The organism is Rivihabitans pingtungensis (genome assembly GCF_003201855.1).
GTDB lineage: Bacteria > Pseudomonadota > Gammaproteobacteria > Burkholderiales > Aquaspirillaceae > Rivihabitans > Rivihabitans pingtungensis.
In genome coordinates this window covers 158,641-184,675 of sequence record NZ_QJKI01000003.1, presented here as the reverse complement: position 1 = coordinate 184,675, position 26,035 = coordinate 158,641, and the positions used below count along the sequence as shown (strand labels likewise).

Annotated in this window: 30 protein-coding genes; 12 read left to right on the top strand and 18 right to left on the bottom strand. The window is 62.0% G+C overall.

Annotated elements, in window-relative coordinates; genetic code table 11:
- Window positions 1–17 precede the first annotated feature (17 nt).
- From aceF to DFR34_RS03955, 7 genes are all read right to left on the bottom strand, one after another.
- Complete coding sequence (gene aceF, locus DFR34_RS03985; protein ID WP_110389860.1) at window positions 18–1,652, bottom strand: dihydrolipoyllysine-residue acetyltransferase; 1,635 nt, start codon at window positions 1,650–1,652, stop codon at window positions 18–20.
- A 29-nt stretch (window positions 1,653–1,681) separates the two neighbouring features.
- Entirely contained in the window at window positions 1,682–4,348 is a 2,667-nt protein-coding gene (gene aceE / locus DFR34_RS03980; RefSeq protein ID WP_211309283.1) for a pyruvate dehydrogenase (acetyl-transferring), homodimeric type, read from the bottom strand.
- Window positions 4,349–4,844: 496 nt separating this feature from the next.
- Complete coding sequence (locus tag DFR34_RS03975) at window positions 4,845–6,374, bottom strand: M48 family metalloprotease (RefSeq protein ID WP_110389928.1); 1,530 nt, start codon at window positions 6,372–6,374, stop codon at window positions 4,845–4,847.
- A 208-nt stretch (window positions 6,375–6,582) separates the two neighbouring features.
- Window positions 6,583–7,008 carry a YeeE/YedE family protein gene (locus DFR34_RS03970; protein ID WP_308418005.1) on the bottom strand — a complete coding sequence of 142 codons (426 nt, stop codon included), beginning with the start codon at window positions 7,006–7,008 and terminating at the stop codon, window positions 6,583–6,585.
- 3 nt (window positions 7,009–7,011) lie between these two features.
- Window positions 7,012–7,443, bottom strand: coding sequence for a YeeE/YedE family protein (locus DFR34_RS03965; RefSeq protein WP_110389858.1), 432 nt, complete (start codon window positions 7,441–7,443; stop codon window positions 7,012–7,014).
- 59 nt (window positions 7,444–7,502) lie between these two features.
- Window positions 7,503–7,790, bottom strand: a complete 288-nt coding sequence (locus tag DFR34_RS03960; RefSeq protein WP_110389857.1) for an ArsR/SmtB family transcription factor — start codon at window positions 7,788–7,790, stop codon at window positions 7,503–7,505.
- 145 nt (window positions 7,791–7,935) lie between these two features.
- Window positions 7,936–8,445, bottom strand: a complete 510-nt coding sequence (locus tag DFR34_RS03955; RefSeq protein WP_110389856.1) for a winged helix DNA-binding protein — start codon at window positions 8,443–8,445, stop codon at window positions 7,936–7,938.
- Between the two features lie 130 nt (window positions 8,446–8,575).
- Between DFR34_RS03955 and pxpB the strand changes: the two genes are divergently transcribed.
- The 8 genes from pxpB (at window position 8,576) to pxpA (ending at window position 14,682) form a co-directional block, all read left to right on the top strand.
- Window positions 8,576–9,244, top strand: a complete 669-nt coding sequence (gene pxpB / locus DFR34_RS03950) for a 5-oxoprolinase subunit PxpB (protein ID WP_110389855.1) — start codon at window positions 8,576–8,578, stop codon at window positions 9,242–9,244.
- A complete protein-coding gene (locus DFR34_RS03945) occupies window positions 9,237–10,169 on the top strand; it encodes a 5-oxoprolinase subunit C family protein (RefSeq protein ID WP_110389854.1) in 933 nt (310 codons plus the stop codon). Before pxpB ends, DFR34_RS03945 begins: the two co-directional genes overlap by 8 nt.
- 37 nt (window positions 10,170–10,206) lie before the next feature.
- Complete coding sequence (locus DFR34_RS03940) at window positions 10,207–10,992, top strand: alpha/beta hydrolase (protein WP_110389853.1); 786 nt, start codon at window positions 10,207–10,209, stop codon at window positions 10,990–10,992.
- A gap of 256 nt (window positions 10,993–11,248) precedes the next feature.
- Window positions 11,249–11,815, top strand: coding sequence for a beta-class carbonic anhydrase (locus DFR34_RS03935; protein WP_110389852.1), 567 nt, complete (start codon window positions 11,249–11,251; stop codon window positions 11,813–11,815).
- The gene (gene nadD, locus DFR34_RS03930) at window positions 11,812–12,453 is read left to right on the top strand and encodes a nicotinate-nucleotide adenylyltransferase (RefSeq protein WP_110389851.1); all 642 of its coding nucleotides are present in this window, start codon (window positions 11,812–11,814) and stop codon (window positions 12,451–12,453) included. Before DFR34_RS03935 ends, nadD begins: the two co-directional genes overlap by 4 nt.
- A gap of 170 nt (window positions 12,454–12,623) precedes the next feature.
- A complete protein-coding gene (gene rsfS, locus DFR34_RS03925; protein WP_110389850.1) occupies window positions 12,624–12,992 on the top strand; it encodes a ribosome silencing factor in 369 nt (122 codons plus the stop codon).
- A gap of 163 nt (window positions 12,993–13,155) precedes the next feature.
- Complete coding sequence (rlmH, locus tag DFR34_RS03920; protein ID WP_110389849.1) at window positions 13,156–13,626, top strand: 23S rRNA (pseudouridine(1915)-N(3))-methyltransferase RlmH; 471 nt, start codon at window positions 13,156–13,158, stop codon at window positions 13,624–13,626.
- A 309-nt stretch (window positions 13,627–13,935) separates the two neighbouring features.
- The gene (gene pxpA / locus DFR34_RS03915) at window positions 13,936–14,682 is read left to right on the top strand and encodes a 5-oxoprolinase subunit PxpA (RefSeq protein ID WP_110389848.1); all 747 of its coding nucleotides are present in this window, start codon (window positions 13,936–13,938) and stop codon (window positions 14,680–14,682) included.
- Between the two features lie 180 nt (window positions 14,683–14,862).
- Here the strand turns inward: pxpA and DFR34_RS03910 are convergent, their stop codons facing one another.
- The 11 genes from DFR34_RS03910 to hisB form a co-directional block, all read right to left on the bottom strand.
- Complete coding sequence (locus DFR34_RS03910; RefSeq protein WP_110389847.1) at window positions 14,863–15,213, bottom strand: DUF2069 domain-containing protein; 351 nt, start codon at window positions 15,211–15,213, stop codon at window positions 14,863–14,865.
- Window positions 15,210–15,956 (bottom strand): twin-arginine translocase subunit TatC, encoded by a 747-nt coding sequence (tatC, locus tag DFR34_RS03905; protein ID WP_110389846.1) that lies wholly within the window; start codon window positions 15,954–15,956, stop codon window positions 15,210–15,212. Before tatC ends, DFR34_RS03910 begins: the two co-directional genes overlap by 4 nt.
- The gene (gene tatB, locus DFR34_RS03900; RefSeq protein ID WP_110389845.1) at window positions 15,953–16,483 is read right to left on the bottom strand and encodes a Sec-independent protein translocase protein TatB; all 531 of its coding nucleotides are present in this window, start codon (window positions 16,481–16,483) and stop codon (window positions 15,953–15,955) included. The genes tatC and tatB overlap by 4 nt, the downstream gene beginning before the upstream one ends.
- Before the next feature lie 6 nt (window positions 16,484–16,489).
- Complete coding sequence (gene tatA, locus DFR34_RS03895; RefSeq protein ID WP_110389844.1) at window positions 16,490–16,699, bottom strand: Sec-independent protein translocase subunit TatA; 210 nt, start codon at window positions 16,697–16,699, stop codon at window positions 16,490–16,492.
- Between the two features lie 44 nt (window positions 16,700–16,743).
- Window positions 16,744–17,067 (bottom strand): histidine triad nucleotide-binding protein, encoded by a 324-nt coding sequence (locus DFR34_RS03890; RefSeq protein WP_110389843.1) that lies wholly within the window; start codon window positions 17,065–17,067, stop codon window positions 16,744–16,746.
- 14 nt (window positions 17,068–17,081) lie between these two features.
- A complete protein-coding gene (locus tag DFR34_RS03885; RefSeq protein WP_283253919.1) occupies window positions 17,082–17,414 on the bottom strand; it encodes a phosphoribosyl-ATP diphosphatase in 333 nt (110 codons plus the stop codon).
- 106 nt (window positions 17,415–17,520) lie between these two features.
- The gene (hisI, locus tag DFR34_RS03880) at window positions 17,521–17,925 is read right to left on the bottom strand and encodes a phosphoribosyl-AMP cyclohydrolase (protein WP_110389842.1); all 405 of its coding nucleotides are present in this window, start codon (window positions 17,923–17,925) and stop codon (window positions 17,521–17,523) included.
- Entirely contained in the window at window positions 17,922–18,689 is a 768-nt protein-coding gene (hisF, locus tag DFR34_RS03875) for an imidazole glycerol phosphate synthase subunit HisF (protein ID WP_110389841.1), read from the bottom strand. The genes hisI and hisF overlap by 4 nt, the downstream gene beginning before the upstream one ends.
- Window positions 18,690–18,725: 36 nt before the next feature.
- The gene (gene hisA / locus DFR34_RS03870) at window positions 18,726–19,466 is read right to left on the bottom strand and encodes a 1-(5-phosphoribosyl)-5-[(5-phosphoribosylamino)methylideneamino]imidazole-4-carboxamide isomerase (protein ID WP_110389840.1); all 741 of its coding nucleotides are present in this window, start codon (window positions 19,464–19,466) and stop codon (window positions 18,726–18,728) included.
- A gap of 30 nt (window positions 19,467–19,496) precedes the next feature.
- On the bottom strand, window positions 19,497–20,153 hold the full coding sequence (gene hisH / locus DFR34_RS03865; protein ID WP_110389839.1) for an imidazole glycerol phosphate synthase subunit HisH: 657 nt from the start codon (window positions 20,151–20,153) through the stop codon (window positions 19,497–19,499).
- Window positions 20,150–20,743, bottom strand: a complete 594-nt coding sequence (hisB, locus tag DFR34_RS03860; RefSeq protein ID WP_110389926.1) for an imidazoleglycerol-phosphate dehydratase HisB — start codon at window positions 20,741–20,743, stop codon at window positions 20,150–20,152. The genes hisH and hisB overlap by 4 nt, the downstream gene beginning before the upstream one ends.
- Before the next feature lie 154 nt (window positions 20,744–20,897).
- Here hisB and hisC point away from each other — a divergent pair, with 154 nt between their 5' ends.
- The 4 genes from hisC (at window position 20,898) to DFR34_RS03840 (ending at window position 26,010) form a co-directional block, all read left to right on the top strand.
- On the top strand, window positions 20,898–21,959 hold the full coding sequence (hisC, locus tag DFR34_RS03855) for a histidinol-phosphate transaminase (RefSeq protein WP_110389838.1): 1,062 nt from the start codon (window positions 20,898–20,900) through the stop codon (window positions 21,957–21,959).
- Window positions 21,960–22,161: 202 nt separating this feature from the next.
- Complete coding sequence (locus DFR34_RS03850) at window positions 22,162–23,721, top strand: type I restriction-modification system subunit M (protein WP_110389837.1); 1,560 nt, start codon at window positions 22,162–22,164, stop codon at window positions 23,719–23,721.
- Window positions 23,718–24,893, top strand: a complete 1,176-nt coding sequence (locus DFR34_RS03845) for a restriction endonuclease subunit S (protein ID WP_110389836.1) — start codon at window positions 23,718–23,720, stop codon at window positions 24,891–24,893. Before DFR34_RS03850 ends, DFR34_RS03845 begins: the two co-directional genes overlap by 4 nt.
- A gap of 1 nt (window position 24,894) precedes the next feature.
- The gene (locus tag DFR34_RS03840) at window positions 24,895–26,010 is read left to right on the top strand and encodes an AAA family ATPase (RefSeq protein ID WP_110389835.1); all 1,116 of its coding nucleotides are present in this window, start codon (window positions 24,895–24,897) and stop codon (window positions 26,008–26,010) included.
- Window positions 26,011–26,035 lie beyond the last annotated feature (25 nt).

Here is a 26,035-nt window from a genome sequence, read left to right as displayed (position 1 = left end):
CAAAAGGCCAGGTGACGTTACAGGATCAGGCGACGCACATCGCTCAGCAGCTTGCCCAGATACACGGTAAAGCGGGCGGCGGCGGCGCCGTCGATCACGCGGTGGTCAAACGACAGCGACAGCGGGCACATCAGGCGCGGGGTGAATTCCTTGCCATTCCACACCGGCTTGATCTGGCTCTTGCACACGCCCAGGATGGCCACTTCCGGCGCATTGACGATCGGGGTGAAGCCAGTGCCGCCAATGCCGCCCAGGCTGGAAATGGTGAAGGTGGCGCCCTGCATGTCGGTGGGCTTGAGCTTGCCGTCGCGCGCCAGCGCGGACAGGTCGGTCAGTTCCTTGGCGATTTGCTTGAGGCCCTTCTTGTCGGCGTCCTTGATCACCGGCACCACCAGCCCATTGGGCGTGTCGGCGGCAAAGCCGATGTGGTAGTACTGTTTCAGCACCAGGTTGTCGCCGTCCAGCGAGCTGTTGAAGGTCGGGAAGGCTTTCAGCGCTTCGGCGGCGGCCTTGATGATGAAGGCCAGCGGGCTGATCTTCAGGCCGGATTTTTCCCATTCCTTGCCGATGGTCTTGCGGAAGTCTTCCAGCTCGGTGATGTCGCAATCGTCGTTGAACGTGACGTGCGGAATCATCACCCAGTTGCGCGCCAGATTGGCGCCGGAGATCTTCTGGATGCGCGACAGCGGCTTGGTTTCGATCGGGCCAAACTTGGCGAAGTCCACCTTCGGCCACGGCAGCAGGTCCAGGCCCACGCCCGAGCCGGCGGCCGGCGCGGCGGTCGGCGCCAGCAGCGCCGGGTTTTGCATCACGCCCTTGACGAAGGACTTCACGTCCTGCTCGACAATGCGGCCTTTGCGGCCCGAGCCGCTCACCCGGCCCAGGTCTACGCCCAGCTCGCGCGCCAGACGGCGCACCGACGGGCCGGCGTGGGCGGTGGCGAAGCTGGCTTCGTTGATGGCCGGCAGGGCAGCCGGAGCGGCCACCGGGGCCGGGGCGGCAGCAGCGGCCACCGGCGCGGGCGCGGCAACAACGGGCGCAGCCGCCGGGGCCGGAGCCGGCGCAGCGGCGGGCGCAGGCGCTGCGCCTGCGGCGGCGACGGTGACAATCAGCGCGCCTTCGCTGACCTTGTCGCCCACCTTGATGGCCACGGCGGTGACCACGCCAGCGGCGGTGGCCGGCACGTCCATGGTGGCCTTGTCGGTTTCCAGGGTGATCAGGGTGTCGTCCACCTTGATCTCGTCGCCCACTTTCACCGCGACTTCAATCACGTCCACATTGCTGTGGCCGCCGATATCCGGCACCACGATGTCCACATTGGCGCTGGCGGCCGGGGCAGCTGCCGCTGCCGGCGCAGCCGGGGCGGCCGCAGGGGCCGGCGCCGCAGCGGGCGCGGCCGGGGCGTCGGCGGCGCTGGCTTCCAGCAGCAGCACCACATCGCCTTCGCTGACTTTGCTGCCGACGGCGATTTTGACTTCCTTGACCACGCCGGCCGCGCTGGACGGCACGTCCATGGTGGCTTTGTCGGTTTCCAGCGTCACCAGGGCGTCGTCCACCTTGATGCTGTCGCCCGGCTTGACGAACACTTCGATGACGTCCACGCCGCTGTGGCCGCCAATGTCGGGGATTTTGACTTCAATCAGATTGCTCATGTTCTTGTCCTTGTCGCGCGTCGTCCGGGTTACACCAGCCAGGATGCCGGCTTGTCGGCGTCGATGCCGTAGCGGGTCATGGCTTCGGCCACGCGCGCGGCGGGCAGTTTGCCTTCGTCAGCCAGCGCCTTCAAGGCGGCCACCACCACATAGTGGCGATCGACTTCAAAGAATTTGCGCAGGTTCTGACGGCTGTCCGAGCGGCCAAAGCCGTCGGTGCCCAGCACGGTGTAGCGGCCCGGCACGAATTCGCGCACTTGGTCAGCGTAGGCGCGGATGTAGTCGGTGGCGGCGATGAACGGGCCGCTGCGGCCGGCCAGCGCGCGGGTCAGGTAGGCTTCGCGCGGGGTTTCGGTCGGGTGCAGCAGGTTCCAGCGCGCGGTTTCGCGGCCGTCGCGGTTCAGCAGGTTAAAGCTGGTCACGCTCCAGACATCGGCGGCAATGCCAAAGTCGTTGCGCAGCAGGTCGGCGGCGGCTTCGACTTCGCGCAGGATGGTGCCCGAGCCCATCAGTTGCACCTTCACCTCGGCGTCGCCGCCATCCTTGAGCAGGTAGGCGCCCTTGAGGATGCCTTCTTCGCTGCCGGCCGGCAGCGCCGGGTGCGGGTAGTTTTCGTTCATCAGGGTGATGTAGTAGAACACATCTTCCTGATCGACATACATGCGGCGCATGCCGTCTTGCAGAATCACCGCCAGCTCGTGGGCGTAGGTCGGGTCGTAGCTGATGCAGTTGGGGATCAGGCCGGCCTGGATGTGGCTGTGGCCGTCTTCGTGTTGCAGGCCTTCGCCGTTCAGCGTGGTGCGGCCGGCAGTGCCGCCCAGCAGGAAGCCGCGCGCGCGCAGGTCGCCCGCTGCCCAGGCCAGGTCGCCAATGCGCTGGAAGCCAAACATCGAGTAATAGATGTAGAACGGAATCATCGGGATGCCGTGGTTGGCGTAGCTGGTGGCGGCAGCAATCCAGCTCGACATGGCGCCCGGCTCGTTGATGCCTTCTTGCAGCATCTGGCCGTCTTTGGATTCCTTGTAGAACATCAGTTGGTCGGCATCCTGCGGCACGTAGTTCTGGCCTTGGGTAGACCAGATGCCGTACTGGCGGAACATGCCTTCCATGCCAAAGGTGCGCGATTCATCCGGCACGATAGGCACGATTTGCTTGCTGATGTTTTTGTCTTTCAGCAGGGTGCCCAGCATGCGCACAAAGGCCATGGTGGTGGAGAATTCGCGGCCTTCGCTGTCTTTGAGCATAGCGTCAAACGCATGCAGACCCGGCACCGTCATCGGCGCTTTCACCGGCTTGCGCGCCGGCAGGTAGCCACCCAGTGCGCTGCGGCGGGCGCGCATGTATTGCATTTCCGGGCTGTCTTCGGCCGGCTTGTAATACGGGGCTTTTTCCAGCTGGTCGTCCGGGATGGGGATGCCCAGGCGGTCGCGGAACAGGCGGATGGAGTCCAGGTCCATTTTCTTGGCCTGGTGGGCAATATTCATCGCCTCGCCAGCGCGGCCCATGCCATAGCCCTTGATGGTCTTGGCCAGGATCACGGTCGGACGGCCGTTGGCGTTGTGGGTGGCTTCGTAGTAAGCCGCGTACACCTTGTGCGGGTCGTGGCCGCCACGGTTGAGCGCCCAGATGTCGTCGTCGGACATATTGGCGACCATTTCGCGCAGCTCGGGGTATTTGCCAAAGAAGTGCTCACGCACGTAAGCGCCGTCCTTGGATTTGAAGGTCTGGTAGTCGCCGTCCACGCATTCTTCCATGCGTTGCTTGAGCAGGCCTTGGGTGTCCATGGCCAGCAGCGGGTCCCAGCGGCCGCCCCAGATGACTTTCAGCACATTCCAGCCCGAACCACGGAATTCGCCTTCCAGCTCCTGGATGATCTTGCCGTTGCCGCGCACCGGGCCATCCAGGCGTTGCAGGTTGCAGTTGACCACAAAAATCAGGTTGTCCAGACCTTCGCGGGCGGCCATGCCGATGGCGCCCAGCGATTCCGGTTCGTCCATTTCGCCATCGCCGCAGAACACCCACACCTTGCGGCCCGGCGTGCGCGCCAGACCACGGCTTTCCAGGTATTTCAGGAAGCGGGCTTGATAAATGGCCATCAGCGGGCCCAGGCCCATCGACACGGTGGGGAACTGCCAGAAATCCGGCATCAGCCACGGGTGCGGGTAGGAGGACAGGCCATTGCCGTCCACTTCCTGGCGGAAGCTGTCCAGATCTTGTTCGCTCAGGCGGCCTTCCAGGAAGGCGCGGGCGTACATGCCCGGCGCAGAGTGGCCCTGGATATAGATCAGATCGCCTTCTTGTTCGTCATTGGGCGCGCGCCAGAAGTGGTTGAAGCCCACGTCATACAGGGTGGCGGCGGATTGGAAGCTGGCGATGTGGCCGCCCAGCTCCAGGTCTTTTTTGCCGGCGCGCAGCACCAAAGCGGCGGCGTTCCAGCGAATGATGGAGCGGATGCGGTGTTCCAGCTCATGGTTGCCGTGCGAGCGCTGTTCCTTGCCCACCGGGATGGTGTTCAGATAGGCGGTGGTGGCGGTGAACGGCAGATAGGCGCCGCGACGGCGGGCCTTGTCGATCATTTTTTCCAGCAGATAGTGCGCGCGTTCCGGGCCGTCAGCGGCCAGGACCGATTCCAGCGCTTCGATCCATTCTTTGGTTTCTTGCGGGTCGATGTCGTTGGGCAGTGTTGGGTTCACCATGTCTCTCCACCTCTTGAGCGATAGGGTTGGGCAGCGGCGGCGATGCGCGCCGGAAATCTGCCGATTGCGGGCTGGTTGCCCGTCGAATGTTTGCAAACGAACAGAAACGATCAGAAAACTCTGTGCTCTGCCTCCTGTCCAGCCCGGTCTGGCCCGCGCTCTGCCAGGGGTCACCCGATTTTTTGGCGCGTTCATGTTGCTGGATGTCGGATTTTGAACACAATGCATTCGTTTGAGCAAACAAATAATCAAAACTGCTTGCGCAAAGGCAAATTGCTGCGGCGCGTCATGTTGTTTTTTGCACACTTGCGCGCGCAAGTTTCGTTATAGCGTGGTTTTTGGCCAGATTCAGCCTCAAGGCATGTGATGGGAGCACTGACCATGCCAGCAGCAAGGCGCACCCAGACGCGTGCTCGGCCGCCGCCCGTGGCGGAAAAACCGGTAGGCCGTATCGTGCCGTCGGGCGGGCATGGTGAGTGTGTAGAAAACGCAGAAATCAGTGCGCGTGGCTGCTCAGCGGGGCATGGTCGTGTTGCATGCTGTCGCGCCAGCGCTCGCGCGGCAAGGGTTTGCCGCCGTTTTCCTTGCGCGCTTCGTCCAGCTGGGTTTGCAGCTCGCGGATGCGCGCCTCGATGGACGAGCGCACATAAAAATCCTCGCCCGGCGCCTGGCTGGCCAGCTGGTATTGCTCCAGCGCGGCAGAAGGCTTGTTTTGCAGGTAATAGGCATTGCCCAGCGCCTGGTGATAGCGCAGGCGGTCATGATCCGCATACTGGCGCGCCACCCGCTGCCAGAGCTCCGGGTCGCTGGCGTAGCGCACCGACAAGGGTTTGAGCAGCGCAGCCACCCCGGCGGCGTCGCCCTGTGCCTGGGCGGCGTCCACCTCGCCATAGGCCAGATAGCGCGCATCCGGGTAACGGCGGACGGCATCGCGGAACAGCGCCCGTGCACCAGGGTAATCGCGCTGATGCAGACGGATGGCGCCGGCAAAGCTCAGCAACATCGGCTGCGGGCCCATGCGCTGACTGGCCTCGTTCAAGGCGCTCTGCGCGCCGTTGGCGTCTCCCAGCTTGAGCTTGGCCACCGCCAGACCATACCAGATCGCCGCTTCGTTATTGAACTGACGCTGCGCCAGGGCATGCTGATAAAACTTCACCGCCTCCATCGGCCCCAACTGCAACACTCGGGCTTTTTCTCGCACCAGCAAAAACGCCGGGCTGTCGGCCACCAGCTTGACTGGCAGCTGGGCGGCGCGGTCCTGGCCGGCGCTGATGCGCTCGCCAGTTACCGGGTGGGTGCGCAAAAACGCCAGCGCCTGGTTGTCGTTCACCCGGTTCACCCGCTGCATGCGCTCGAAAAACATCGGCATGGCGCGGGCGTCAAAACCGGCGCGCGACAAAATCTGCATGCCGATATTGTCGGCTTCGCGTTCAAACTCACGGCTGAAAGTCAGTTGGTTCTGGATGGCCATGCCGGTGCCGGCATTCACGGCGGCGGCGCTGACCTGGCTGTTTTTGCTGACACTGGCGGCCAGAATCGCCACCAGCAGGCCGGCAATCGCCAGCAGCTGGTTATTGCCCTGCTGCACCATCGAGCGAGCAATATGGTGCTGAACGACATGGGCCATTTCGTGGCCGATCACCGAGGCCAGTTCGGATTCGCTTTGCGCGGTGTAGATCAGCCCGGTGTGCACGCCGATATAGCCGCCCGGCAGGGCAAAGGCGTTGATCTGCGGATCCAGCATGGGAAAGAACTGAAAATTCTGCCCCAACTCGGGCGAGGCGCTGGAAAGCCGCCGGCCCAGTTGATTGAGATACAGCTCGACCTCAGGATCGTCCAGCATCTCGCCGGATTCGCGGATCATCGCCATGATCTGGCGGCCGAGTTTTTGCTCGGCCTGCGGCGACAGGGTGGTTTGCGAGGCGTCGCCAAGATCGGGCAGCGCCAGCGCGTCGGCCTGAGCGGCCAGCGGCGAGCACAGCAGAGAGGCGGAGAGCAGCAGACTGAGCAGGGCGCGTGGTTTCATGGCAATGATCATACCGCGGCAAGGTGATTGCTGGTCAACCCTGATCGCATGAGACTTTTTGTGCAGCCGGCGCAGATGACTCGCTAAGCATCCTTTGCATACGCTGCCTTTGCGCCGCTTACAAAACCCCGTGCCGCGCGTTTGGCAGATAGTACAAGTCGCGCGGCAAGCTCGCGTCACCAGGCCTGGCGGGTTGTGTAAGCCGCGCTTACTTGGCAGGCCACAGCTTGCCCACCAGCCACATCCCGGCCAGCATGGCCGCGACAAAGCCCAGCGCCTGCGGCACGCCCGCGCCCAGCAGCACCAGCGCCGGGCCAGGGCACACCCCCGCCATGCCCCAGCCCACGCCAAACAGCGCGCCGCCCAGCAGCAGGCGGCGGTCGATCTGTGTGGCGCGCGGCCAGTCAAAGCGCGCGCCCAGCCAGCCGCGCTCGCGCCGGCGCGACAGCGCAAACGCCGGCAGCGCCACGCCAATCGCGCCACCCATCACCAGCGCCAGGCTTGGGTCCCAGGCGCCGGCCACGTCCAGAAAGGCCAGCACCTTGGCCGGGTTGGCCATGCCGGCCACGATCAGGCCCAGGCCAAACAGCACGCCCACCAAGCCCGCGGCGACAATCATCATCGGTCGATTCATGGTTTAGCCTCCCAGTCCATGGCGCAGCAGCCACACGGTGATGAAGCCGGTGGCCATAAAGCTCAGTGTGGCGGCCAGCGAGCGTGGCGACAGCCGCGCCAAGCCGCACACCCCGTGGCCGCTGGTGCAGCCGGAGCCGAGTTTGACGCCCACGCCCACCACCAAACCGGCAGCCAGCATCCAGGCAAACGAAGCAGAAAGTTGAATCTCAGGCAGGGGCGCAAACAGCCGCCACAGCAGGGGGGCAGCAATCAGGCCCAGGGTGAACGCCAGGCGAAACGCCCAATCAGAAGGGGCGGTGAGCAAGCCGCCCACCAAGCCACTGATGCCGGCAATGCGCCCGGTAAGCCACCACAGCAGGGCGGCGGCCAGGCCAATGAGCGCGCCGCCGGCCAGCGCCGCCCAGGGGGTGAAGTGAATCCAGTCTATTGTCATGACAAGCGTCCTGTTCAGTACGGTTCCCCCCGCCTGAACAGGCCGCTCGTCGGTTAAGGTCAGGCGCAGTAAATCTGGTGCAGCGTGCCCAGAATCGCCAGCGCGTCTTCGCTGGCAATCCGGTAGTACACCCATTTGCCGTCACGCCGGGTGGCCACCAGCTCTTCGTTGCGCAGCACGCCCAGCTGCTGCGACAAAGTGGGCTGGCGGATGCCGGTGAGCGCTTCCAGCTCGGTGACGCTGCGTTCGCCTTCGACCAGTTGACATAACAACAACAACCGATCGGGGTTGGCCAGGCTTTTCAGCAGGCTGGCCGCCCGTTCAGAGTTGTCACGTAAAACCTCCATGGCGGAGCCGGGAAGTTCAGCGGTAAGTTCATGCGGAGTATTCACACTATATACTTTTATATAATGATTGGCAAAAGGCAAGCGGTTTGCTTACCCCCAGGTGAAAACCCTTGCCCTCGGTAGGGGCAAAGGCCCGGCGTCCACCTCACAACGAGGCGCCTGCCCGCGCAGCCTGGTCATACAGGCCGGAGAGCACGCGCAGCAATTGCGCGGTGTTGCCGATTTCGGCATTGGAGGCGCCGCTTTCCACCAGCGCGCCGATCAGGCAGCGTTCGCGCACTTCCCGGTAGCGCTCGCACAGCGCCGTCCCGGCGGGGGTGGTGGAGAACAACACTTCCTTGCCGATCTTCTCGCTGGCCACATGGCCCGCCCGCACCAGTTTTTTCAAGGCATAGGACACCACGTGCGTATCTTCGATATTGAGCACAAAACAGATGTCTGCCAGTTTTTTTTTGCGACCCAGGTGATTGACATGGTGCAGCAGGGCCACGTCCATCGCCGTCATGTCTTTTTCGCCGGCGGCGGCCATGCAGCGCACCATCCAGCGGTTAAAGGCATTGCTGACCACCATCAGACCAAATTCAAACTCCGACAGTTCAGCGCTGCGCTCGGACACCAGGTGTGACGAGGAGACAATATTCAGCGAGGGGTTCATGGCGGCAGGGGTGTGGCAACGAGAATGCGCAAGTATAGCAATCTCAACTGGCCCGTAAACTTGCCGGGCGCAGCATTTTTGCGGCAATATGCCAATATCAATTTTAATTGCCTCCTGACAGGAGTCCGGCATGAGCCAAGCCGCTCCGCATTATTATTCTCTGGGCGAATCCGCCGTGGCGCTGGCCCTGCCGGCGCCGGCCACCCTGGCGCAACAGCGGCGCATCTGGCGGCTGGCCGCCAGCCTGGCCGGCGCGCCGGGCGTGCTGGATATCATCCCCGGCATGAACAACCTCACCGTCAGCTATCACCCGCTGGATTTTGACCCGGACCACGCCTTTGACTGCCTGCGCCAGCACTGGGTGGCTTTGAGTGCGGCCGACGACGACGCGCCAGCGCGGCAGGTGGACATCCCAGTGTGCTACGGCGGCGAGGCCGGCCCTGATCTGGCCGAGGTGGCGCGCCACACCGGCCTGACGCCGGCCGAGGTGGTCAAACAGCATTGCGCGGCGGAATACCAGGTGTTCTTCATGGGTTTTCAGCCCGGCTTTGCCTATTTGGGCGGCCTGCCCGAGGCGCTGGCCACCCCCCGGCGCGCGCAACCGCGCACCCGCGTGCCAGCCGGCTCGGTGGGCATTGGCGGCAGCCAGACCGGCGTGTACCCGGCCTGCAGCCCCGGCGGCTGGCAGCTGATTGGCCACACCCGGCTCAAACTGTTCGACCCCGTCGCCACCCAGCCCACCTTGTTGCAGCCGGGTGATCGGGTGCGTTTTGTCTGCGAGGAGCTGCGCCATGCTTGAAATCCTCCGCCCCGGCGTGCAGACCAGCGTGCAAGATCGCGGTCGGCGCGGCCTGCGCCATCTGGGTATTGCCCAGGCCGGCGCGCTGGACATGCCGGCGCTATACCGCGCCAACAGCCTGCTGGGCAACGATCCGGACGCCGCCGGCCTGGAAATCACCCTGGGCCCGGTCAGCGTGCGCTTTGGCCGCGACGCCTGGCTGGCCTTGTCCGGCGCGCATTTTCATCCCGAGCTTAACGGCCGGCCGATTCACACCGGCCAGCGGGTATTCGCCCAGGCCGGGCACACGCTGACGCTGAGCGGTTGCCAGTACGGCATGCGCACCTATCTGGCGGTGGATGGCGGCATCGACGCGCCGCTGACGCTGGGCGCGCGCGCCACCGATTTGCAAGGCGGCTTTGGCGGCGTGCATGGCCGCGCGCTGGAAGCCGGCGACCGGCTGCCGCTGGGCGCGCCGCGCGCGCTGCGCGACGGCCCCGGCTGCCGCAGCCCGGACTGGACGCCCTATGTGCGCGCCCTGCCCGGCCCGGATTACGCCAGCTTCAGCCCCAGCGCCCAGGCGGCGTTCTGGCAGCGGCAATGGACGGTGACGCCCAGCAGCAACCGCATGGGCATGCGCCTGCGCGGCACGCCGCTGGTGCGCCGCCACAATATGGATTTGCTCTCGCATGCGGTGTTTCCCGGCGTGGTGCAGGCGCCGCCGGATGGCCAGCCCATCATCCTGCTGGCCGACGCACAGACCACCGGCGGCTATCCGTGTTTGGCGACGGTGATTCAGGCTGACCTATGGAAGCTGGCGCAAGCCCGCCCCGGCGCACACCTGCATTTTGTGCCCTGCTCGGCCGCAGACGCCCGCGCCGCGCTGGCCCGCCAGGTGCGCGAAGGCCAGCGCCTGCGCCACGCCTTGCGCACGCTGACCGAGTAATCCGACTGTTTTACTCGGAATTAAACAGGAAAAACACATGCTGTTTCGGGCTTTTTGGCGGGTTTTGGCGCTGTGCGCGCTTTGTTGGGCGGTGGGTAGTCACGCTGACGGCGAAATCTGGCGGCTGCCCAGTCGGCCAGGCGCCGAGGTGTCGGTGTTCTGGTTGCCGGCCGCCTCGCCCGCGTTTGCCAACGTGGTGCTGTTCCCCGGTGGCGGCGGCGGATTTGGCCGGGTGGTGAACGGCTTGCCAGACAGCGAGAATTTTTTAGTGCGCATTGCCGCGCCGCTGGCCCAGGCCGGGCTGAATGTCGCCATTTTTGGTCGCGCTTCTGACCACGGTGCGCTGGACTACCCGGACCGCGTCACCGATTGGCATCTGGCCGATATTCATCAGGTGCTGGCCGCCGTGCGTCAGCGCGCACCCGGCCCGCTGTGGCTGATGGGCACCAGCCGTGGCACAGTGTCGGCGGCCGCTGCCGCCATTCAGGAAGGCGCGGCCATTGATGGACTGGTGCTGACCTCCAGCGTGGTGGGCGACAAACCCGGCGCGCTGCCCGGCCAGGCGCTGGCGCGCATCCGCGTGCCCACCTTGCTGATGCACCACCAGCACGATGCCTGCACCGTCTGCCAGCCCGAGCGAGTGCCTGCACTATTGCCGGCGCTCAGCCAGGCGCCAGTCAAGGCGCTGTGGTGGATCGACGGCGGCGGCTCGCCCTCCGGCAATATTTGCGGCCCGCTGCACTGGCATGGCTTTATTGGCCAGGATGCCGAGCTGGCGCGCCGGCTGGCCGGCTGGATGCGCCAGCCGCGCGCCACGCCCTGAGGGGGATTGATTCTCTGCGCGCATCAGGCGGACGCCGCTCACCACACCCTCCTGGCGTTACCGCACTGTCTGCGGTCGTGCGCCTCGCCAGGACCACTGCGTGGGGTTTTGTGAGCGACTCTTATCCGGTTTTGCGCTGGCCGTGATAGCATCGCCCGGCGTTGCGCGCCCCCCATGATCCGCGCCTTCCGTCCTGCCCCGCGCCCGTCCCAGCCCACCGGCTGTGCCGACGGCGCCTTTCATCGGAGACCATTCAATGAGCCTGTTGGGCGATCTGCTCGCGCATAACCGCGAGTTTGTCAGTAACCGTGAATACGAAAAATTCGAAACCGATAAATTCCCCGACAAAAACCTGGCCGTGCTGGCGTGCATGGACGCCCGGCTGGTCGAGCTGTTGCCGCAGGCCATGGGCCTGAAAAACGGCGACGCTAAGCTGATCAAAAACGCCGGCGCCCTGGTCACCCACCAGTGGGGTTCGGTGATGCGCAGCCTGGTGGTGGCGGTGTACGAGCTGCGCGCCGAAGAAATCTGCGTGGTGGCCCACCACGACTGCGGCATGCGCGCCATCGACCCGGCACGCATCCTGGCCAATGCCCGCGAGCGTGGCGTTTCGGCTGAAACCATTGCCACCCTGCGCGGCGCCGGCATTGACCTGGACAGCTGGCTGAAGGGTTTTGACAATGTCCACGACAGCGTGCGCCACACCGTGGCCACCATCCGCAGCCATCCGCTGATGCCCAAGGATATTCCGGTGCATGGCCTGGTGATTCATCCGGCCACCGGCCAGCTGGACGTGCTGGTGGACGGCTACGCGCAGGCATGAGCCCACGCATCGGCGTATTCGGCGGCACCTTCGACCCGATGCACCTGGCGCATCGGGACATGGCGCGCGCCTTGCGCGACGAGCTGGCGCTGGACAAAGTGCACATCGTGCCGGCTGGCCAGCCCTATCACCGCGCGCAAGCGCCGCAGGCCAGCGCCGAACAGCGGCTGGCCATGGCCCGGCTCACTCTCGGCGATGAGGCCGGCCTGTGGGTGGACGCGCGCGAAGTGCGCCGCCCACGCCCGGCCTACACCGTAGAAACCCTCACCGAACTGCGGGCCGAATACGGCGAGGCCGCCGAATTGTGGCTGCTGATCGGCGGCGACTCGCTGGCGGCGCTGCCCGGCTGGCGCAACTGGCAACAGATTTTTACCCTGGCCAATCTGGCGGTGTGGCTGCGCCCCGACCTGCCCACCCCACCCTTGCCGCCCGAACTGGCCGCGCGCTGGCAGGCGCGGCAAGTGGCTGATTTTTCAAAACGAACGCAGTACGGTACAATCCGCGCCCTGACTTTGCCAGCCCAGGCGGTTTCCGCCACGGCCATCCGCCAAGCGCTGGCCGCCGGCCGGCCCTGCGCCGGGCTATTGGCCCCCGCCGTGGTGGACTATATTAATCAACAGCATTTGTACGGCCGCTGAGCGGCTCGCCACAGCACAAGGGCCGTGGGAGCCATCACTCAAAGCGGCGAACAAAACTCAGCGCAGCGATCCTGGCCAGGCGACAGTGCCGTCAGGCAAGCACGCCAGGAGAGTTTTGTGAGCCGCGCTGAGCAGCCCGGCGGCCCAGCCTCACACTCATTAAGGACATCATGGACGCACAAGCGATTGCCGCCCTGGCGGTAGAAGCCCTGGAAGACATCAAGGGCAAGGACATCATCAACCTCGACACCCACAAGCTGACCGACCTGTTCCAGCGCATGGTGGTGTGCACCGGCGACTCCAACCGCCAGGTCAAGGCGCTGGCCAACAGCGTGCACGTCAAGCTCAAGGAAAACGGCGTGGACATCGTCGGCACCGAAGGCGAAGCCTCGGGCGAATGGGTGCTGGTGGATGCCGGCGACGTGGTGGTGCACGTGATGCTGCCGGCCGTGCGCGACTACTACGACATCGAAGCGCTGTGGGGCGGCGAAAAGCCGTCGTTCAGCCCGAACGCCGCCCGCCCGTGGAGCGCGCTGTAAGCGCAGCTCACCAAACTCTCCTGGCGCTTGTACTGCCCGTACACCTGGCCAGGGCCGCTGCGCTGAGTTTTATGAGCTGCTGTAAGCATTGCCCCGCGCCGCTCAGCCCAGTGCTCACTTCGCCTGGCGCGTGCGGCGCCCCCCTCTTTCTGCCGGTGTTCCCATGAAGATGACCCTGCTGGCCGTCGGCAGCAAAATGCCGCGCTGGGTGGACGACGCGTTCAATGAATACGCCCGTCGTCTGCCGCGTGAGGCCGCCCTGCATTTGCAGGAAATCAAACCCGAAAAACGCGGCGGCGGCGTCACCGCCGAAAAAGGCATGGCCGCCGAATGCGCCCGCATCGAGGCCGCCATCCCGCCGCGCAGCAAGCTGATCGTGCTGGACGAACGCGGCCAGGACTGGACCAGCGTGCGTCTGGCCAGCGAAATGAAAACCTGGCTGGAAAGCGGCGACGACATCTGCCTGGTGATCGGCGGCGCCGACGGCCTCTCCCCCGCCATCAAACAACGCGCTGACGTGCTGCTGCGCCTCTCCGCACTGACCCTGCCGCATGGCATGGTGCGCGTGCTGCTGGCCGAACAGCTTTACCGCGCGGTGTCGATCCTGAATAACCATCCGTATCATCGGGAGTGAAAATTTGGCGTGTTCTGCACATATTGGCCATCTTGCGGCAATATCGTTGCGGTGAAAGTAAATGTAATAAACTTGTGCTTTAGCAGGGTATTCCTGCGTCGATGAAATAGGTAGAGTGAAACCCTGCAATCTGGCTTAGAGCCGCTAACAAAACCCTCCTGGCGTCGTTGCGCGACCTTGCCGTACTCCTTGTACTGTCTGCGGCCGCGCGCCTAGCCAGGAGCGCTTCGCTGAGTTTTGTTAGCGGCTCTTATTGCGCCGCATTGCGCCGGGCGTTTCTACCATTTTGTTTTACCTGCGGAGCCTGTGATGCACATCGACCTCAATGCCGATCTCGGTGAAGGCTGCGGCGACGACGCCGCGATTTTGCGCTATGTCAGTTCCGCCAATATTGCCTGTGGCTGGCATGCGGGCGACGCGCGCACCATGCGCGACACGGCGCGCGCCGCCTTGGCGCATGGCGTGGCGTTGGGGGCGCATCCGAGTTTTCCTGACCGCGCGCATTTTGGCCGCCGCGCCATGCAGCGCGCGCCAGCGCAGGTCTACCAGGACATGCTCGACCAGATTGGCGCGCTGGATGAAATCGTCCGCGAAGAAGGCGGCCAGTTGCAGCACGTCAAGCCGCATGGCGCGCTGTATAACCAGGCCGCGGGCGATGAGGCCCTGGCCGAGGCGATTGCCCGCGCCGTGCATGATTACCACCCCGGCCTGAAGCTGGTGGGGCTGGCGGGTGGCGCGCTGGTGCGTCAGGCGCGTTTGCAGGGTTTGAATGCCGTGGAAGAAGTGTTTGCTGACCGCGCGTATCTGGCCGACGGCAGCCTGGCGCCGCGCGAGCTGCCGGGCGCGGTGATCGTCAATCCGGTCCAGGCGGTGGCGCAGACCCTGCGGCTGGTCGAGCAAGGCCAAGTCACCAGCCAGGATGGCCGCACCGTGCAGCTGCGCGCCGACAGCGTCTGTTTGCATGGTGACAGCGCGCATGCGCTGGATGTGGCCCGACGGCTGCGCGCGCGGCTGGAAGCGCGGGGGATTCAGGTGTGTCCGCAGCGAGCCGCTTGATGCGGCCGATGCGGTGAGCCGTGGCGGCTTACCGCCCGCCAAGCCCATCCAGCGTTGTTGTGTAATCTTGCCGTACTCGCGGCACTATCTGCACTCATCTGGCGCGGAATGTTGTGAGCGGCGTGACGGCGGCAGGGGCATCGCCGCACACTGCGCTGGCATGAGTGCGCTCAGCGCCGCTTATGCCGCCTGGCGCTCTTGCCGCACGGCGCGCACATAGCCCAGCACGCCGGTAAAGAACAGCACGGTAAGCAGGGTTTCCAGCCCGGCCAGCCATTGCGACAGGCCTTTGTCGCCCCAGGCGCGGGTGACGCCCTCGGCAAAAAACATCAGGATGAACATGCTCGACCACTGGTAGGTGTACACCCGCTCGCGCAGGATGCCAAACAGCGGCAGCAACAGCACCACGGCCTTGAGCGCCAGCAGGCTGCCGCCCGGACGCAACGGCGCCAGCCACAGCTCCCAGGCCAGGGTGAGCAGAATCAGCGCCACCAGGCTGGCGACGCTCAGCCAATGAAAAGTCTGCTTCATGCGGCGTCCTTGGCGTTGGCGCGGGTAGTCTCGGATTTGCCAATCCAGCCGGCTACCACCACACCCAGCTCGAACAGCAGCCACAGCGGCACCGCCAGCATCACTTGCGACAGCACATCCGGCGGGGTGACCACGGCGGCGACAATAAAGGCGCCGACAATCACATACGGCCGCGCTTCTTTCAGCTTGGCGATATCGACAATGCCAAAGCGCACCAACAGCACCACCACCACCGGCACTTCAAAGGTAATGCCAAAGGCGATGAACATGCCCAGCACAAACGACAAATAATTGTCGATGTCGGTCATCATTGACACGCCTTCCGGGGTTACCGCGCTCATAAAGCCAAACACCACCGGAAACACCAGAAAATACGCAAAAGCCATGCCGGTGATGAACAGCAGCACACTGGAAATAATCAGCGGCACAATCAGCCGTTTTTCATGGGCATATAGTCCCGGCGCGACAAACGCCCAGATCTGGTACAGCGTATTGGGCAGGGCCAGCACAAAAGCCACCATCATGGTGACTTTCATCGGCACAAAAAACGGCGTGGTGACGTCGGTGGCGATCATGTGCGCGCCAGCCGGCAGCACTTGCATCAGCGGCTTGGCCAGCAAGTGGTAAATGTCGCCAGACCAGTGAAACAGGCCCAGAAACATCAGCCCCAGGCCAATCAACGCGCGCACCAGGCGGGTGCGCAGCTCGATCAGGTGGGCAAGCAAGGGTTGAGAATCGGTCATGTCGGCTTGCTGGAAGAAGAAAGGGGCGCGGCGGTTTCGGCGGCAGCCACGGCGCTGGGCGGGCTTGCCTCGGCCGCCGGCAAGGCGGCGTGGGCTGCGCTGGGCGCAGTGTCCGACGGGGCGGCCGCGCTGGATGCGCTGCTGCTGGTCGGCGCCAGCGGCTCGGCGACGGTCTGATTGACTGCATCCAGCTGTGCTTGCGCCTCGGCCAGCGTGTGCGTGGCGGTCTGGCTGACTTCGTTCAGCTGGCTCTGCACCTCACCCACCGCCTGGCGGGCTTCGTCCACCTGGGTTTGCACGCTATGGCGCAGGCTTTGCGCGGCGTCGTGCACCTCGCTGTGCAATTGCTTGAGCTCGCCCAGATTCACCTCGCGCTGGATATCCGCCTTGACGTCGTGCACATAGCGCTGGGCGCGGCCGACCAAGGCGCCGACGGTGCGCGCCACCTTGGGCAGTTTTTCCGGGCCGATCACCACCAGCGCCACCACGCCGATGACCGCCAGTTCGCCAAAGCTGATGTCGAACACGGCGGCTTACTTCTTGCTGTGGTCGGTGTTGACGTCGATCACCCGGCCGCTGTCAGCGGGCGGTTGGCTCGGGTTTTCTTCGCTTTTCATGCCGTCCTTGAAACCCTTGACCGCGCCGCCCAGATCCTGGCCGATATTGCGCAGTTTTTTGGTGCCAAAAATCAGCACGACCACCACCAGCACGATAAGCCAGTGCCAAATGCTGAAAGAACCCATGTTGATACTCCTGTTGCAGGCTGCCCGCGCGGGGGGAGGCGGATTTAAGCCTTGTGACCAAAGACGTGGACATGCAGGTGATACACCTCCTGCCCGCCCAGTTTGCCGGTGTTGATGCCGGTCTTGAAGCCTGCCGCCAGCCCTTGCTCACGGGCCAGTTCGGGCACTTTTGTCATGATCTTGCCCAAAATGTCCACATCGTCCGCCGTGGTGGTCAGCAGCGATTCGATGTGGCGCTTGGGGATGATCAAGAAATGCACCGGCGCAATCGGACGGATGTCATGAAAAGCCAGCATGTCATCGTCTTCGTACACCTTGTTGCACGGGATTTGCCCGGCAATGATCTTGCAAAAAATGCAGTCGCTCATGCTGTGGCTCCGGCTCAGCCTTGCTGGGCGGCGCGCGCCGCTTTTTCGTCGTGGCCAGAGATGCCTTCGCGGCGCTTGAGCTCCACCAGCACATCGTCCGGACGCAGGCCGTGATAGGTCAGCAGCACCATCGAGTGGAACCACAAATCGGCCACTTCACGCACCAGATGCAGCTTGCTGCCGTCTTTCGAGGCCATCAGCACTTCGGCGGCTTCTTCCGCCACTTTTTTCAGCACGGCGTCTTCGCCCTTGTGCAGCAGCTCGGAAACGTAGGACGACTTCGGGTCGGCGCTCTTGCGCGCTTCCAGGGTGTCGGCAATATGGAACAGCACTTCGGCGTGAATCATGGCAGTCTCTATTTCTCGTCAGTAAACAAAACCGTGGCGCGCCATCATGGCGGGCGCGCATGACCGTGGCGTGACGCGCCACCCGTTTTTTTTGTGTCTGGCGCGATCAGTGCCCGTGCGGCTGGGCGTAGATGCTGGCTGGGTCTTTCAACACCGGGTCCACCGTCTGCCAGTCGCCGTCGTCGAGCTTGCGATAAAAGCAACTTTCGCGCCCGGTGTGGCAGGCAATGCCGCCATCCTGGTCAATCACCAGCAACACCACATCGCCATCGCAATCCAGGCGAATCTCGTGCACTTTTTGCAGGTGGCCGGATTCTTCGCCTTTTTTCCACAGCCGGTTGCGCGAGCGGCTCCAGTAGTGGGCAATGCCGGTGTCGGCGGTCAGTTGCAGCGATTCGCGGTTGACGTTGGCCACCATCATGATGCGCTGGCTGTGTTTGTCCTGCGCAATCGCCGTGACCAGGCCTTTATCGTCCCATTTGACCGCGTCCAGCCAGGACAAGTTGCTCATAGCCGCACCTCAATGCCTTGTTCGCGCATCAGGCGCTTGGCCTGTTCGACGGTGTATTCGCCAAAGTGAAAAATACTGGCGGCCAGCACCGCATCGGCGTGGCCTTGCAGCACGCCGTCGGCCAGGTGTTGCAAATTGCCCACGCCGCCCGAGGCAATCACCGGAATCGACACCGCATCGCTGACCGCGCGGGTCAGCGGCAGGTTAAAGCCGATCTTGGTGCCGTCGCGGTCCATGCTGGTCAGCAGGATTTCGCCGGCGCCCAGTTGTTGCATTTTTTGCGCCCAGGCCACCGCGTCCAGCCCGGTGGGGTTGCGTCCGCCGTGGGTGAACACCTCCCAGCGGTCGTTGTCCGGGCTGACCGCCTTGGCGTCTACCGCCACGACAATCGCCTGCGAGCCGAACTTGTCGGCGCATTCGCGCACCAGCTCGGGGTTAGTCACCGCGCTGGTGTTGATGCTGACCTTGTCGGCGCCGGCGTTGAGCAGCCGGCGCACGTCTTCCACCTTGCGCACGCCGCCGCCCACCGTCAGCGGGATGAACACCTGTTCGGCCACCGCTTCGATGATGTGCAGGATGATGTCGCGGTCGTCGCTGGAGGCAGTGATGTCCAGAAAAGTCAGCTCGTCAGCGCCTTGCTCGTCGTAGCGCCGGGCGATTTCCACCGGGTCGCCGGCGTCGCGCAGGCCGACAAAATTGACGCCCTTGACCACGCGACCAGCGGTCACGTCCAGACAGGGGATGATGCGTTTGGCTAAAGACATGGCGAATGCATTCTGTGTTGTGCGGGCAGTCCGGGCTTATTGGCCCAGCGCGTCGGCCAGGTCCTGCGCCTCGCGGAAGTTGATGCTGCCCTCGTAAATGGCGCGGCCGGTGATGGCGCCCTCGATGCCTTCGTGCTCAACGCCGCACAGCGCGCGCACATCGTCGAGGTTGGTCAGGCCGCCCGAGGCGATCACCGGAATGGTCAGCGCCTGCGCCAGCTTGACGGTGGCGTCGATGTTCACGCCGCTCATCATGCCGTCGCGGCCGATGTCGGTGTAAATCACCGACACCACGCCGTAATCCTGAAAACGGCGGGCCAGGTCGATCACGTCGTGGTGGGTGATCTTGGCCCAGCCGTCGGTGGCCACTTTGCCATCTTTGGCGTCCAGGCCAACAATCACCTGATTGGGGAAGGCATCGCAGGCGTCGTGCAGAAAGCCGGGGGTTTTCACCGCAGCCGTGCCGATGATGACGTATTGCAGGCCCATATCGAGGTATTTCTCGATGGTGTCCAGGTCGCGGATGCCGCCACCCAGCTGCACCGGCATGTCATCGCCGACTTCGGCGAGGATGTCGCGGATCACCGCGAGGTTTTTCGGCTTGCCGGCAAAGGCGCCGTTCAGATCAACCAGATGCAGGCGACGCGCGCCCTGGTCGCGCCAGTGGGCGGCAACCTTGACCGGGTCATCAGAAAACACGGTCGCATCGTCCATAACGCCTTGTTTCAGGCGCACACACTGGCCGTCTTTCAGATCAATCGCGGGAATCAGCAGCATGATGTATCTCGGGCTTTTGGGTCTTCGGGGTTATCGCTGGCCATCCCAGGCAATGAAGTTTTCCAGCAACTTCAAGCCGGCGGCCGCGCTTTTTTCGGGGTGAAACTGCGTGGCGAACACATTATCACGACCAATGACGGCGGAAAATGCGAAAGGATACTCAGCATAGCCCAGTGACAGCGCGGCATCGGCCGGCGCCATGTAGTAGCTATGCACAAAATAAAAGCGGCTGCCGTCGGCCACGCCGGCAAACAGCGGGTGGCGGGCGGTCTGCCAGACTTCGTTCCAGCCCATATGCGGCACCTTCAGGCGCGCGCCAGCGGCGTCGCTCAGCCCATCCGGAAAGCGCTTGACCTGGCCGGCGTATAGCCCCAGCGCCGGCGTGTCGCCTTCTTCGCTGTGGTCCAGCAGCAGTTGCGCGCCCACGCACACGCCAAAAAACGGCTTGTTGGCGGCGGCTTCCAGCACGGCGTCTTTCAGGCCGGATTCCAGCAGGCCGGCCATGCAATCCTTCATCGCGCCCTGGCCGGGAAACACCACCTTGTCAGCGGCGCGGACCACCTCGGGTTGCGCGGTCAGCGTGATGTGGGCGCGGCCGTCGGCCACATGCTCCAGCGCCTTGGTCACCGAGCGCAGATTGCCCATGCCGTAGTCCACCACGGCGATTGTCGGTTTGGCGGCGCTCATGCGGTGAGGGTTCCTTTGGTGGACGGGGTGACGCCGGCCATGCGCGGGTCTGGCTCAACGGCCATGCGCAGCGCGCGGCCAAAGGCCTTGAACACCGTTTCGGCCTGATGATGGGCGTTCACGCCGCGCAGATTGTCGATATGCAGCGTCACCATCGCGTGATTGACAAAGCCATGGAAGAATTCCGAGAACAAATCCACGTCAAACTGGCCAATCGCCGCGCGGGTGAAATCAATGTTGTACACCAGGCCAGGGCGGCCGGAGAGGTCAATCACCACCCGCGACAGCGCCTCGTCCAGCGGCACATAGGCGTGGCCATAGCGGCGAATGCCCTTTTTGTCGCCAATTGCCTTGGCGAAGGCCTGGCCCAGGGTGATGCCGATGTCTTCCACGGTGTGGTGCGCGTCGATATGCAAATCGCCCACCGCCTGAATATTCAGGTCGATCAGGCCATGGCGGCAAATCTGGTCGAGCATATGCTCCAGAAACGGCACGCCAGTGGCGAAGGTGCCGTGACCGTCGCCGTCCAGGTTGATCGACACGGTGATCTGGGTTTCCAGGGTGTTGCGGGTAATATCAGCCTGACGCATGGGATCCATCACTAGATAAACAAGGCAAACCGGCGCAGCGCGCCAGTCTGATCCAGACCTGAGGCCGCGCCGCACAGCCCTGCCATGATACCATTTCACCGGAAATCATTTCACGGGGATTGCAACACTCGCCCCGCCAGCCAGGAACCCGACCATGAGCCAATACTGGAGCGCCGTCGTCCACGGCCTGACCCCCTACGTGCCCGGCGAGCAGCCCAAGCTGCCCGATCTGGTCAAACTCAACACCAACGAAAACCCCTACGGCCCCTCGCCCAAGGCGCTGCAAGCTATTGCCGCCGAAACCAGCGACCATCTGCGCCTGTACCCCGACCCCAATGGCGACAGCCTGAAACTGGCCGTGGCCGCCCACTATGGCGTGACCACCCAGCAAGTGTTTGTCGGCAATGGCTCGGACGAAGTGCTGGCCCATGTGTTTCTGGCCCTGCTCAAGCACGACGAGCCGATTCTGTTTCCGGACATCACCTACAGCTTTTATCCGGTGTACTGCGGCCTGTACGGCGTGGAATACCGCGAAGTGCCGCTGGACGCCGACTTTGCCATCAATCCGGACGATTACCACGGCCCCAATGGCGGGGTGATCTTCCCCAACCCCAACGCCCCCACCGGCCGCCTGCTGCCGCTGGACGCCGTGGCCGCCATCGCTCGCCACAACCCCGATCGTGTGGTGGTGGTGGACGAAGCCTATATCGACTTTGGCGGCGACAGCGCCATCCGCCTGATCGACCAGCACCCTAACCTGCTGGTGACGCAAACCCTGTCCAAATCCCGCTCGCTGGCCGGCCTGCGCGTGGGCTTTGCTGTCGGCCACCCCGACTTGATCGACGCGCTGGAGCGGGTGAAAAACAGCTTTAACTCCTACCCGCTCGACCGCCTGGCCCTGGCCGGCGCCACCGCCGCGATGAACGACAACGCTCACTTTGAGCACACCCGCCAGGCAGTGATCGCCACCCGCGAACGCCTGAACGCCGGCCTGGCACAACTGGGCTTTGCCGTGCTGCCCTCCGCCGCCAACTTTGTGTTTGCCCGCCACCCGCAACACGACGCCGCCCAACTGGCCGCCGCCCTGCGCGAACGCGCCATCATCGTGCGCCACTTCAAACACCCGCGCATTGACCAGTTTTTGCGCATCACTGTGGGCACGGAACAACAGACGGATGTGTTGTTGGCGGCGTTGGCGGAGATTTTGGCGGTGTAAGGGCTGGCGGTTGGCTATCTGATGGATGGCAAGCGGCGTGGCCGCTTGCCTGTACACATCACGACTTGAAAAGAGCCTCGTATTCCACCAAGGCAAAAACAGCTGGGGGATAGAACGCCCCCCTATTGCCGCAACACGCTGCGCCTCCGGCTCAAGCATCACGCCTGGGCCGGAGTTAACGAATCAACACTGGATTTTAACAATGACAAGCATCCAACAACGCGCCGAACTGCAACGCCGAATCTGGCAGATTGCCAACGATGTTCGCGGCGCCGTCGATGGCTGGGATTTCAAGCAATATGTGCTGGGTGCACTGTTTTATCGCTTCATCAGCGAAAACTTTATTGATTACATTACCGGTGGCGACCCCGATGTCGATTACGCTGCCATGGCTGATAATGACAAAAACATCGCTGCCGCCAGAGACGACGCCATCAAGACCAAGGGCTACTTTATCTACCCCAGTCAGCTATTCGTCAATGTGGTGGCCAAGGCCAACACCAACGAAAGCCTGAATACCGATCTGGCCAATATCTTCAAAGCGATTGAAGCCTCTGCCATCGGCTATCCTTCTGAGCAGGACATCAAGGGCCTGTTTGCTGACTTCGACACCACCAGCAACCGCCTGGGCCACACTGTTAAAGACAAAAATGCCCGGCTGGCCGCCGTGCTCAAAGGCGTGGCAGAGCTCGACTTTGGCAACTTCGACACCAGCCATATCGACCTGTTTGGCGATGCCTATGAGTTTCTTATCTCCAACTATGCCGCCAACGCCGGCAAATCCGGCGGTGAATTTTTCACCCCGCAGCATGTGTCCAAGCTGATTGCCCAATTGGCCATGCACAAGCAAACCCGCGTCAACAAGATTTATGACCCGGCCTGCGGCTCGGGCTCGTTGCTGCTGCAAGCCAAAAAGCACTTTGATCAACACTTGATCGAAGACGGCTTCTTTGGGCAAGAAATCAACCACACCACGTATAACCTGGCGCGGATGAATATGTTCTTGCACAACGTCAACTACGATAAGTTCAATATTCAGCTGGGCAATACCCTGGAAGCCCCGCACTTTGCCGACGAGCGCCCGTTTGACGCCATCGTCTCCAACCCGCCGTATTCGGTGAAATGGATCGGCAGCGACGACCCCACGCTGATCAACGACGAGCGTTTTGCCCCGGCTGGCGTGCTTGCCCCCAAATCCAAGGCCGACTTTGCCTTTGTGCTGCACGCGCTGAACTACCTGTCTGCCAAAGGCCGTGCAGCCATCGTCTGCTTTCCTGGCATTTTTTACCGGGGCGGCGCCGAGCAGAAAATTCGCCAATATCTGGTGGATAACAACTATGTGGAGAGCGTGATTTCGCTCGCGCCCAATCTGTTTTTTGGCACCACCATCGCTGTGAACATTCTGGTGCTGTCCAAACACAAGACCGACACCGCCACCCAGTTTATCGACGCCAGCGGGCTGTTCAAAAAAGAAACCAATAACAATGTGCTGCTGGACGCGCACATCGAGCAGATCATGGCGGTGTTCGACAGCAAGGAAAATGTCGATCACTTTGCCCTGTCCATCCCGTTTGAGCAGGTGGTGGCCAACGACTACAACCTGTCGGTCAGCAGCTATGTGGAAGCCAAGGACAATCGCGAGGCAGTGGATATTGCCCAGCTGAATGCCGAGTTGAAAACCACCGTGGCCAGGATTGATCAGCTACGCAAAGACATTGACGCCATCGTGGCAGAGATTGAGGGAAGGGAGGAAGCAGTATGAGTAGCTTTAATGACCTTATTGCTGAATACTGCCCAGACGGCGTTACGTTCAAACGCCTTGGCGACATTGTGCGTATCAAAAATGGCAAGGATCACAAAGCGCTTGGTGATGGCGAATTTCCGGTTTACGGCTCTGGTGGAATCATGCGATATGCTGATACCTATACCTACAACAAACCTTCAGTCTTGATTCCAAGGAAAGGTTCCCTTGGCAATCTATTTTTCGTCGATGTGCCATTCTGGAATGTTGACACCATCTTCTATACAGAGATTGACGAAGCGCAGATTCTCCCCAAATTTCTGTACTACTTTTTAACAACGGCTGGCCTTGGGGAAATGAATCAAGCGGGCGGCGTGCCTAGCCAAACTCAATCCGTCTTGAATGAGCTGAAAATCCCTGTCCCTCCATTCGAAGTGCAAGATGAAATCGTACGCTTCCTTGACTCCTTCGCCGAGCTGACCGCCGAGCTGACCGCCGAGCTGACCGCCGAGCTGACCGCTCGAAAAAAACAATACAACTACTATCGTGATCAGTTGTTGAGTTTTGAAGATGAGGAAGTGGAATGGAAGGCGTTGGGCGAAATCGGCATTTGGTACGGAGGAGGAACTCCATCGAAAAACCATCCAGAATACTGGGAGAATGGCACAATTCCATGGATCTCGCCCAAAGATATGGGGCGGCCAATCATTGACTCTAGTGAAGACTATATTACTGAGGATGCAATTAGAAAATCTTCAACAAAACTCATGCCGGCTAATGCTATCGCTCTTGTGGTTCGCTCAAGTATTTTGGATAAATTTTTGCCTAGTGCGTTAATTTCCGTGCCTGCATCATTGAATCAAGATATGAAGGCGGTTATTGTGCAGGATGGCATTTTAGCCGGATACATTGCGCATGTTATTCGATCTAGAGGGGGTGATATTTTGCGAATGGCTAGAAAAACTGGTGGTTCGGTTGCTTCCATCGACAGCAAAAAATTATTCGCTTTCCGGGTGCCGGTTCCTCCTCTAAATGAGCAAGCTCGAATCGTCGCCATCCTCGACAAATTCGATGCCCTCGCCAACTCCCTCACCGAAGGCTTGCCACGCGAAATCGAGCTGCGCCAGAAGCAATACGAGTATTACCGTGATCTGCTGCTGAATTTTCCCAAGCCAGGCGTTGTAGAGGTGTGAAATGAGCAAGACGCTGACTGAAATCGCGCAGCAGCTGAAAGCGGCCAACAAAAAGGTGCAGTTAATTTATGCCTTCAATGGCACGGGTAAGACACGCCTGTCGCGGGCATTCAAACAGGAAATTGACCCCAAGCCAGAAGGTGATGATGTGCCATCATCGGAGTTGGCCGACAAAAAAATTCTTTATTACAGTGCCTTTACCGAAGACTTGTTTTACTGGGACAACGACTTGGGGCGAGGGGCCAATCCAACACTGAAGATTCAACCCAATGCTTTCACCACATGGGTGTTGGAGGAACAAGGCCAGGACCAAAGCATCACCACCACTTTTCAGCGCTACACCAGCGACAAGTTGACGCCGCATTTCAGCGCGGATTTCTCATCGGTCAGCTTTTCGTTCACGCGCGGAAACAATCAGCCAGAACCATATATCAAAATCTCCAAAGGTGAAGAAAGCAACTTCATCTGGAGTGTTTTCAATGCATTGCTGGAGCAGGTGATTGCCGAACTGAACATCGCTGAAGCGGCTGAGCGCTCCACCGATGTCTTCAACAATCTGAGCTATGTCTTTGTGGATGACCCCGTCAGCTCGCTGGATGAAAATCACCTGATTGAGCTGGCGGTGAATCTGGCCAGTTTGATTAAATCCAGTCAATCCGAGCTGAAGTTCATCGTCACCACGCACAGCCCGCTGTTCTACAACGTGTTATTTAATGAGTTAGGCAACAAGACTTGCTACTTGCTGGAGCGTTTTGAAGATGGTGGTTTCGCGCTGACGGAAAAACATGGCGATTCCAACCAGAGCTTTTCCTATCACCTGCATCTGAAGCAAACCATCGAGCAGGCAATTGCGGACAACAAGGTTGAACGATATCACTTTACCTTGCTGCGCAACCTCTACGAAAAAACGGCCAGTTTTTTGGGCTACCCCAAGTGGTCTGAGCTTTTGCCTGATGACCGGCAGCTGTATCTGAACAGAATTATCCAATTCACCAGCCACAGCACGCTGTCCAATGAGGCCGTTGCAGAGCCCACGCCAGCAGAGAAAGCCACGGTCAAGCTGCTGCTGGATCATTTGAAAAAAAACTATGGTTTTTGGCAGAAAACCAAGCCATAAGGCATGGGCGAGATGACCGCTGTCA